General features: G+C 39.8%; 8 protein-coding genes. 4 read left to right on the forward strand and 4 right to left on the reverse strand.

All coding sequences use genetic code 11. From position 1 onward, the window contains the following. Positions 1-30 precede the first annotated feature (30 nt). From K7G70_RS12280 to K7G70_RS12290, 3 genes are all read left to right on the forward strand, one after another. The gene (locus tag K7G70_RS12280; protein ID WP_223788947.1) at positions 31-1,965 is read left to right on the forward strand and encodes a choice-of-anchor X domain-containing protein; all 1,935 of its coding nucleotides are present in this window, start codon (positions 31-33) and stop codon (positions 1,963-1,965) included. A gap of 640 nt (positions 1,966-2,605) precedes the next feature. After that, a complete protein-coding gene (locus tag K7G70_RS12285) occupies positions 2,606-3,448 on the forward strand; it encodes a hypothetical protein (RefSeq protein WP_223788948.1) in 843 nt (280 codons plus the stop codon). A gap of 8 nt (positions 3,449-3,456) precedes the next feature. Next, positions 3,457-3,930: a hypothetical protein gene (locus K7G70_RS12290; protein WP_223788949.1), complete on the forward strand. Its 474-nt coding sequence runs from the start codon at positions 3,457-3,459 to the stop codon at positions 3,928-3,930. Positions 3,931-3,964: 34 nt separating this feature from the next. Here the strand turns inward: K7G70_RS12290 and K7G70_RS12295 are convergent, their stop codons facing one another. The 4 genes from K7G70_RS12295 to K7G70_RS12310 all read right to left on the reverse strand — a co-directional run bounded on the left by K7G70_RS12295 (position 3,965) and on the right by K7G70_RS12310 (position 7,687). Continuing rightward, positions 3,965-4,570 carry a hypothetical protein gene (locus K7G70_RS12295; RefSeq protein WP_223788950.1) on the reverse strand — a complete coding sequence of 202 codons (606 nt, stop codon included), beginning with the start codon at positions 4,568-4,570 and terminating at the stop codon, positions 3,965-3,967. 84 nt (positions 4,571-4,654) lie between these two features. Continuing rightward, entirely contained in the window at positions 4,655-5,545 is an 891-nt protein-coding gene (locus K7G70_RS12300) for a hypothetical protein (RefSeq protein WP_223788951.1), read from the reverse strand. Then, positions 5,542-6,465, reverse strand: a complete 924-nt coding sequence (locus K7G70_RS12305) for a ParB/RepB/Spo0J family partition protein (protein ID WP_223788952.1) — start codon at positions 6,463-6,465, stop codon at positions 5,542-5,544. The genes K7G70_RS12300 and K7G70_RS12305 overlap by 4 nt, the downstream gene beginning before the upstream one ends. A 16-nt stretch (positions 6,466-6,481) precedes the next feature. Continuing rightward, positions 6,482-7,687 carry a DNA adenine methylase gene (locus K7G70_RS12310; RefSeq protein ID WP_223788953.1) on the reverse strand — a complete coding sequence of 402 codons (1,206 nt, stop codon included), beginning with the start codon at positions 7,685-7,687 and terminating at the stop codon, positions 6,482-6,484. A 91-nt stretch (positions 7,688-7,778) separates the two neighbouring features. Between K7G70_RS12310 and K7G70_RS12315 the strand changes: the two genes are divergently transcribed. Then, positions 7,779-8,204: a MerR family transcriptional regulator gene (locus tag K7G70_RS12315; RefSeq protein WP_223788954.1), complete on the forward strand. Its 426-nt coding sequence runs from the start codon at positions 7,779-7,781 to the stop codon at positions 8,202-8,204. The last annotated feature ends 186 nt before the right edge of the window (positions 8,205-8,390 follow it).

Here is an 8,390-nt window from a genome sequence, read left to right on the forward strand (position 1 = left end):
AAAAAACTAGAGGGTTTAACAATGAATCAAATGAAAGCATGGGGCGTCTCTGCCTCTTTGTTGCTGACTGCGTCTGCCAGTTTGGCCAACACCAACCACTTTCCCAAGCACTTGGCAGGTCCTGCCGAAGAAATCGAGCTGCTGCAAAAAAGCCACCCGGCCGAACATGCCATCACCTCAAAACATGCCATGATCGCGGTCAACATGGCGCCCAACAAACAAGGCAGTTATGGCTGGGAACAGTCGGTGAAGATTGATGGCGACAATCCCAAGGCCTTGTTGTTTGCGCCCAATCGCGACAAGTGGCAATTGAGTATCCGTGGAATGGGGCAGAACAAAAGCCAGCAAAGCTTCGAATTTTTTACCCGGGAAACCGAGTTTGGCATGGGTCAGGAACAATTTCCTGCCACCCAATTCGAGTTGCAAAACTTGCCTTCGGGCGAATACAAATTTGGGGTACAAGCCAGCCACAATGAAGCCGGCTACCTGCTGGTCAGCAGTGACAGCCCTTACCAGCTGCAATCATTTGCCAACGCCGCTGGTTATTTGGTCGGTGAGGTGATTGATCTGAATGCCTCAGCCACCACCAGTGACAAGCAATTCACCATGGTCACCAATGACCTGCAAATGATTCAATCCTCTTACTTACGCATCACCCAGCCCGATGGTGTGACCTTTGAAGTGTCCATGTTTGATGACGGTATGGCCACTGACAAGGCCGCCTCTGACGGCCAATTCAATGGTCAATTTGTGGCAGAGCAGGCGGGCTTGTATCAAGTGCAAGTCATCTCCGAAGGCCTCACCCCCAACGGCAAACCGTTTTATCGCACCGTTGAACATGTGATTCCGGTGATTGAGTCAGATTTGTCATTGAGCACCAAAGTCGCCACCGGCGCCTATTCGGCACCGCATAAAATTGATTTGAGTTTTGGGGTGGATACCGCTTTGGACAACGGTCGCTTTCGCGTGATGGCCGAGGTTTGGGGCACCGATCCAAGCCAAAAAGCCGCCACCGCCAAAGCGGTGTCCTGGTTATCCACCATTGCGGAAATCAACCACGGTGAACTGACCCTGCAATTGGATGACCGCTGGTTGTTGGACCAAGGTGTGAGCGGACCATATGCCTTGAAAAACATCCGTTTGGAAGACACCCAGTATTACATCAATATGTTGGCTGTCGATGAGTTGCCTTTGCTGTTACCCAGTATCCGGCAACAATCCAAGTCGTCTTACAAAGGCGGTATCACTGAATCCATGCTGCAGGGGGACAAGCCAGCAGTCCTGAACAATCGCCCCAAAGCGGCCGGTGGTAAATTGATGTTGGTGCACGGCTATTGCTCAGGCGATGCTTGGGGACCGGTGCAAAATCAATTCAGTAATTACGTCAAATTCACCGACTTCAATCAAAACCGTTCGCATGATCAGTTTGCACGTTTGATTGACAGCTACGGTGACAATTTCCCATCCTTTGGGGTGGTGGCCCATTCGCAAGGTGGCGCGGCTGCCTTGCATTTGTACACCTATTACTGGAGTGGCTTGGACAATGCCGGCTCTGGTCGCTTGATTCAGTCCGTTGGTACCCCGTATCAAGGCACGCCGTTGGCTGGCAACTTGGCCTTGATTGGTGACATATTTGGCATCGGTTGTGGCTACAACGGCAACCTGACGACTTCAGGCGCCAGTGCTTGGTTGTCAGGCATACCCACTTGGGCCCGCAGTAAGGTCAATTACTACACCACTTCATTCACCGACAAGTGGTGGCGTTGGGACTACTGCAACATCGCCTCAGATTTGGTCTTGTCAGACCCAGAGGATGGCACCACAGAGCGGTCACGAGGCCAGCTGTCGGGCGCCAACAACCGGGGCCACAAAACCGGTCAATGTCACACCGAGGGCATGCGTGACATGGCACAAACCCGCGACAGTGGCAGGAACGGCAGCATGAGCAGCAACGCGGCCAGATAACCGTTACAACACGTGTTCAGAAAAGCCCGGCCAGCCCGGGCTTTTTTTGTGGTTGACGCCAAAATTACTCATTAACACATTTCTTTTAAAATCAACAACCTAGAACAACAAGAGTTAATTATGTTCTAGGTTGTTGATTGATTGAATATTCAATTAGGAGGGGATTGCTCAAATACAATTTACTAAGAATGCCCCTGTTCCTGATTGAATTAACTCACGTCTCCAGCGACTGATCAAATTGGGGCTCAAGCCAAGCTTAGCTCCCAATTGTTCGAGCGTGACCCCGATTGGTTGGCCAACCTGACGGTTTTCTTCTTTGAATTCTTTAGATAATTTTCTTCGAGTTTGCAAAAACACCTCTGTAATGGTTAAGAAAACCCTTTTCAGATGTGTTCCTATAATCAGGGAAAAACCCACAGGCTTGCTTTTTCCCAGAGAGTTTTGAAATCTTCTGTTTAAGCGATGCTTAAGTAATTCTCCAGGTTTTCAATAGATATTTTGTCATTTTTTGACCCGGACATAAGGTCAAATTTTAATTAAAAATAAAATATAATTTATGTACATCCATGGAAAAAAGGCTGACTACATGCTTTAATTATGAAAAAATAAGTTTGTGATAACCAATTAACAGGAGAAAGGTATGGCTTATGGTGATATTCCACAGGCGGTAAAAGAGAAATTGGCATCTGAGAGAATCAGGATGTATCACGCAATATGGCATCTTGTGAGAAATGAAAGTTCCTGGAACAGTTTGCCTACAGAAAGCAGAGAACAGCTAATTGCTGATGGCTGGGAGCCACCTAGATTCGAAACTCAAGAAGGTGCTGGAATTGACTTTCTGTTCATGCATCAAAGAATGATTGAAATGACAAACTCGTGGGCAAATGAAGGAAGACACCACTATCACCATCACATTAAAGAGGATGTTGTTATCCCATGGGTAAACATTCCATGGGATCATAATGATCCTGTATGGCCAATGCCGGAGATTGACTTAGCATCTAACCCTGATTTGCAAAATATATTTCGCAATTCAAAAGACCAAAATGTAACAAACTACTACAAGAACAGGGTCGAAAATGAATTCTCAAATAGAGAGTGGCTCAGAAACATCACATTGGACGCTTTGGGAACGGAGTTAGAGAGATCGATACACGGGTGGATGCACATGCACTGGAGTTCTGAACCACCTGATAACACAAACACACTGGATGTAGATAATGACTGGCTTGGTTCTCCGTTCTCAAGTCATGTTAACAGTCATTTCTGGAAACTTCATGGGTGGATAGATAACAGGATAGTAGCATGGGGAGATGCCAATGGCGTTGAACCAGCTTTGTCTGGTGGGTGGGATGGCCCACTGGACAGCGTAACTGGAGAAATGCATAGTGCAGATCCAAAGTTGTTCAAGGCATTAAAATTTGATGAGCTTCCCCGAATAATGATGTTGTGGGATGATCTTCTTTTAGAAGATGAATTCTGAAAATAAATATGAAAAAAATTGGATACCATTATTTTTCGGGGCTTTATCATGCTTTAACCTATGGAATAAAGCATTATGCAGAGGACACTCCCGAGCGAACTCAAATCTTTGCAGACAATGAAAACTTGGTAGCTGGAGCAATGCTCGTATCATTGTTTTCATATATGGAAAGCACTCTCGGAGATAAGTGGATAAGTCGACTAGGAGGAAATCAGAAACGTGAGTTGGAGTGTTTAAAATTGGTCAGAGATGCTTTTGTACATAAAAATGGACACATAATGGATCTTGGAGTTATCAAAAATGATAGATCGTTAGTGTACAAGCTTCGGTCTTTCATTGATGATCTTCAATCTGGAAAAATAACAGACGACAAAGGTAATGAATATCCGCCCTACATGACAATAGATGATGATGGAGTTGTCAAAATGAACAGCGATGCCCTGTTGATATTTGCAAATATAGGAAAGGTCATTTGTCACTAGAAGCTTCTAGTAAATCTAGCAATGAAACTGTAAATTATTTTTTAACGGTCATTATGTACACTTTATGATTAGATCTAAGCCTATGGCCGCATTTATTTATTGCATGAAAATAACCTAATCGTGAATGTCCTTCTACCAACTGTAAATCCGATTTAATGTCAGCGTGCAAGGGTATAGATTGGGAATTTAGTGAAGTAACGTCTAGTACTATTGGTGGGGTCCTCCAAGTTCCATAATCACGCCAGAATTCTGTGTCATGTGGCTGGCACGGAAGCTGATCATATGCATTAAATCCGGCTCCTTCATCTACATGAGCTTGAAAGTTATCTATTACTCTTAGTTTTAAAACCTGATCAGTCGAAAGCTCTGATAATTTGAACATTACTTTATCAAAGTCAATCCAACCGTAATTATTTACAGTATCTTGATCGTAATATAATCCAAATAGCCACTGCTTCAAAACAGGCTTAGGAATATTAAACCTCGTCTTTAATCTTTGGTAATATTCCTCCAATGATTCATCATTATGACTGAACTGATTAAAATCTTTTTGCGGTTTCAGATCTTTCCAACTCTGGCTTGTTCTCTCCCACTCAAAATCCTCAATATACAATCTTCTTACTTCTAATTCCGACAACATAATGAATTTGAATAATTTAAATATGAAATCAAGTCTCAATTTTTTACTTAGATTAGCTTTAAGTAGAAAATATTCTAAAAAGACTCATTCAAGTAATGATTTACTAACGTGCGCCTCAAGTTGATCGTCTAATGGTTTATTTTGTAGGATCCAATGTTCTATCTCTTTTGCAGTAATCAAAATTACTTTCTTCTTGGAGTCATTGTTTCTAAATGTCTGATTAATTGCATTTGTAGTGAACCCATTCATAGACACAGAAATTCCCAGTTTTGTAGCGATCGCTTTCCCTATCATGATTCCTAATTGTTTTGAGATAATTCCTTGGCCAACTTTTTCAACTTGGTTTTTTGCTTCAACTAAAATATATGGAGCTTCAAATCTTGCCCAACATCTTGATGAATTAGACTCTTTGATTTGAATTACGATGTCAATTTCTTCTGTTTTTGTCCGATAGTTTGAACTGATTATAAAAAAATCTTCAATCTGTGAGAAAAATAGACATAAGAATTGCTCAAACCTCTTTCCTTTTTCAGCTACTTTTACAGCTTCTCGACTCAGAGTGAGCGTATGCGATAATAATTGTCTAGAGACTTTAATTTTTGATTTCGATATTGCTGTAGCAATAAATTCTGGCTTTTCAATAGACTCAATATTTATTCCAATAAAAGAAACCAATACATTGAGTTCTACAAGTTTTGATAGTTGATTTTGATTCTTTAAAATTTTATAACCAGAAACGATTAGAATTTGAATACCCGCATTAACAGCCGCCTCAATTCGTTTCATTAAAAATATTGGTAGTTCATCATTAACAGAGTGAATACAAACAAGTGTTTTCTTGCCATTTATTTTACATTTTCCATCAGGCATCCAAGAAATATCTGCTGACAATTTTATAGCCTTTTGTGGAATTTGAAATGTTTTTACAGATTCTAATTTGCTTAATACATTTGTAATTTCATTATTTTGACTCATTTGGATTCAAGAGCAGTATTTAACTGAGCAACAACTCGACCCCCAATCTCTTTTATCTCTTTTAATTCACTATTTTCCTGAGTTTTGCTTAAAAGGCGAGTAAAAGCTTTTACCACGGACATTGATTTGGTTAATAGCTTATCAAGTTCGACAGCCACCATTACAGACTCTTCATATGCATCGTTTACTGACATTTGATCATCATCAATCAAATTTCTTATCATTTTATCCAGCTCTCCTTCATTAACATTGTCTGGGTCATCTTCTGCGGCTTTCTTGATAATGTAGTTGGCATTTCTTAACGAAACTGTATCCGTTATTACATTGTTTTTCCTTTTCTCAACGAACCGTTTCAACAGTTCTTTATCTCCATAATCATTGTAAATATTTGGTCGGTTTTTCTTTAAACTATCCATCACAAGTTTAAGTTCCCAGAAATAGTTCATTGCTATTTCATGATTTGCTATTGAGTCTTGCATATCTTGAGGCAGCTCCACTATATATAAGTATTGTTTTACAAGCTTTGTAGATAGACCAGTCCTTCTAGACAGTTCTTTAGTTTCAGTAATACCAGTTTCATTAACCAGGTTTTTTAAAGCAATGGCAGTTGGCATATCTTGCCACCGTTCACGAACTTGATGAATATTAAACATCCAAGTTAAACGCTTTTCTTCGGTAGGTTTGTCGATCTTAATTACGGGAACTTTTGAAATTCCCAGTTTTTTACAACAAGTCCATCTTCTCTCTCCATCAAGCAATCGATACTTTTTGCCCATTTGATAAACTACCACTGGCACCAAGACACCAGCTTCATCTATTGACTCTGCCAACTTGTTTATCTCGCTTTCAGGAAAATTTAAGCGAGGGTTATTAGGGTCCTTCTCAATTTTTCCTATATCCAGTGTTTCTACATTACTCATTTCTACTCCTCACCACTTATGCCGGGTGACATGTCAAAATATATTCAACTGCTGACTTTTTCTGAGATCCTTTTGATGCTCCCATTGTTGAATGGCTGATCTGATTTTCAATAACTTCGACCTTAGCAAACATATCGTTTGCAAATTCAACTACATCTACACCAACCTTTGATAGTAAACCATCAGAGGGATAAGATAATACAAGTGGTATAGAATGGTCAAATACCCCACAAAATAATTGTTCAAAAGCGTTAACAATTTTGGTTTTTAAGCAAAATGGCGAACTGAAACGCCCTTCTGGATAACGGCCACAACCAGTTGAGTCAGGAAAGTTGTAGAGCAATAACGTCTCAAACACATGATAGTATCTAGAATATTGGTCATTTGTATATGGTGGATCAGCGTATACAATTGAAACTTCTTCTGGCAACCCCTTTTCTAGCAATAGAAGTGCATCATTTTTTGAAACCATATTCTTTCTTCTCCAAGATGAGTTTCCACAAGGTGAATAATCATCAAGTAAGCCGATAAATGTTGCCCAGACATCACGAGAAAACCCATTTTTTATTTTAGAGTATGAAGAAGGTGAGTTTGGTTTAAGGTATTGTGCAGAGTGGCCAGGAGAATTAATGAGAATGCTTGCTGTCGCCAACCAAATCGTAATGAGAGGATAATTATCTTCCAATTTGCAAACTCCATCTATTGCGAACCTTAAAGCATCAAGGTCGATAGCCTGAGTAGTACTAAAGTATGATCCAGAGTAATAGAGCGTTGTTAATTGATAGTGATAGATCCCTTCAGCTTTCTTGGCAGCAGATTTCATTTTCTGATAATGCACACTATTGCCAACGTGGGGGGCATGAATCATCCACTCAGCTAAAGTATTTATTCCTTTTTCAATGGCATTTCTCTCTCTTTGTATTCTTCTTTTAAACACATTCTTTAATTCAGTCCTGTGATCTCTGAAGAGCCCATATAATTTTTTTAACAGCTGATCATCAATTTTGAGGCTGTTGTCTAAGAAATATGCTTTTGAACAAATTGTAGGAAATGTTAAAGCATCATTTAAGTACATAGGTCTTGAAGATGAAAACTCTCTTGCAACTGCCCCCATTCCTGAAAATAAGTCGGCGACATGACCTGACTTGCTTGCCAACTCGATTGAACGCTTGACTTTTAAGGCCAAGTATTTCTTTGTTCCCATATAACGGAATGAAGTCATCTTTTCTCCTTAGAAAATATCTTTATACCACATGTACCTAAATATTATAATTGAGTATTGCTCTATACTCAATTATAATATTTGCTCAAATATGGAAACGGTAACTACAGAAGAAGCATCAATAATAACTGGGCATAGTATCCATATGCTTCATTACTATCAAAGACACTCGATACTGAAAGCGAGCGTGTCAATTGGGAAAAAGGGTGTTGGTAGAAGGTACTCTTATGACGACTTGATACTATTAATTTGCATTAAATCTTTAGCAGATTCTGGGATTTCAACATCTAGAATAAAAAATCATTTTGAAAAATTTAAAAAACAGAAACATGACTACTTGCTTTCAGAAAATAAGTACCACTACTTTGTGATTAGTGATAAAAATATGAGCCCTTACAGCGTTGATGACTTATCTGAACTGATTACAAAAAACAAAATAACATCACATAAATTCATAATAAATATTAACACTGCCAAGAATAAAATTTCCGCTTATATAAACGATAAACTCTTGTGATGGATGATTAGTATTAACACTAGAACTAATGATTTTTCTGAGTTACTGGTTGCGCTTTTCCTAGTTTATGAGCAAGATTCACTCAAGACGAAAAGTGAATCGCCCCGGGTTTACCGGAGAGTTTTTTACTTGAGTCATGCCGCATTGGCAGACTCACCAGTTGATGCATAATACATCATTTCTTTT

It is taken from the genome of Marinicella meishanensis (assembly GCF_019931145.1).
GTDB classification, from domain to species: Bacteria; Pseudomonadota; Gammaproteobacteria; order Xanthomonadales; family Marinicellaceae; genus Marinicella; species Marinicella meishanensis.